This window comes from Mesorhizobium sp. M1A.F.Ca.IN.020.06.1.1 (genome assembly GCF_004023265.1).
Lineage (GTDB): Bacteria > Pseudomonadota > Alphaproteobacteria > Rhizobiales > Rhizobiaceae > Mesorhizobium.
The window spans coordinates 1-1,488 of the sequence record NZ_RZSR01001212.1; the positions used below are offsets into that span (position 1 = coordinate 1).

Sequence of the window (1,488 nt, forward strand, 5' to 3'; positions counted from 1 at the left end):
GGCACGCCGGACAGCCTCGGCCTGTCGAGCGTGGTCGACGCGGTGGTCACCAAGCCGATCACGCCCGAAAGGCTGCAACCAGTAATCGATCGCCTGGTCGGCCGCGGCTAGGCAGAGGCGACGCTCAGCCGGGCTTCGCTATTGCCTCGACCAGTGCCGGCAACTCGCCCAGATCTGCGATCTCGCGAAAACGCGGCTCCGCGACAGGCGCCTCGGCGTGTTCGATCGCCCAGGTCAATTCGTGCGGCACATGGATGCCCCAGCCACCGGCCTCGATGGCGGGAACCACATCGGACTTGAGCGAGTTGCCAACCATCATGCTGTTCTGCGGACCGTCGCCATGGCGGCTGAAGATGCGGGCATAGGTGGCTGCGCTCTTGTCGCTGACGATCTCGACGGCATCGAAGAGATCACCCATTCCCGACTGCGCGAGCTTGCGCTCTTGATCGAAGAGGTCGCCCTTGGTGATCAGCACCAGATGGTAGGAGTCCGCCAGCTTTTCGACCGTCTCGCGGGCATGCGGCAGCGGCTCGATCGGATGGCTGAGCATCTCGCGGCCGGCAGCCAGGATTTCGCCGATGACCGAACCGGGCACCTCGCCGTTTGTGATCGCGACGGCCGTCTCGATCATCGACAGCGTAAAGCCCTTAATGCCGAAGCCATAGAGGGCGAGGTTGCGCCTTTCCGCTTCGAGCAGCCGTGCCGCGATGTGCTCATGATCGCCGTGCTCGGCCAGCAAGGCGGCAAAACGCTTCTCGGTCAGGCGGAAGAACTGCTCGTTCTGCCACAGCGTGTCGTCGGCATCGAAGCCGATGGTGGTCAAACGTGGAGCGGACATGTGCGACCCTTTGCTTACAGGCTCATCTAGACCCTGTGGCGCTGCGCCGCCAGCAAGAAGACAGGCACGCCGGTTCCTTTGGGCTGCGGCTCGGCTTGCCTGTGGCGACGCGGGCGCCTCCCCTTTCCTTCCGCCACGGCGCCCGGCTATACTTTGAAATCCGCAACACAATCTGGTGAATGATGCCGCCTGAAAAAAAGGAAGTCCGTCCGTCGAGCCGGGGGGGACGCGCCCGCACGCCTGCCTTCTTGAAAAACGAACGCGGTGTGAAGAACTGGAAGGAAGCCAGCGCCTGGCTGGAATGGCGCGGCATCGAGGACATCGAGTGCATCACGCCGGACCAGGCCGGCGTCGCCCGCGGCAAGATGATGCCGTCGAAGAAATTCACCTCCAACACATCGCTGGCGTTGCCTTCGGCCGTCTTCATGACGACGATATCTGGCGGCTATCCGGAAGACGGCAATGGCTTCCACTATCCGGAGGACGACGGCGACCTGAAGCTCTTGCCCGATCTCTCGACACTGACCGTCGTGCCCTGGGAGGAAGATCCGACCGCCGCGGTGATCTGCGACCTCGTCCACCAGGATGGCCGCTCCGTCGAATTCACGCCGCGCAACGTGCTGAAGCGCGTGCTGGCCGCCTATGACGAC

1 protein-coding gene and 2 pseudogenes are annotated in these 1,488 nt (G+C 63.6%); 2 read left to right on the plus strand and 1 reads right to left on the minus strand.

The window, feature by feature from the left end:
- Positions 1–111 (plus strand): annotated as a pseudogene (locus EOA60_RS39375) (response regulator); the annotation flags it as partial.
- Positions 112–124: 13 nt separating this feature from the next.
- Here EOA60_RS39375 and EOA60_RS32575 read toward each other — a convergent pair.
- Positions 125–838, minus strand: a complete 714-nt coding sequence (locus EOA60_RS32575; protein WP_095825802.1) for an HAD family hydrolase — start codon at positions 836–838, stop codon at positions 125–127.
- Between the two features lie 182 nt (positions 839–1,020).
- Here EOA60_RS32575 and EOA60_RS32580 point away from each other — a divergent pair.
- Positions 1,021–1,488: pseudogene (locus EOA60_RS32580) on the plus strand (glutamine synthetase); the annotation flags it as partial.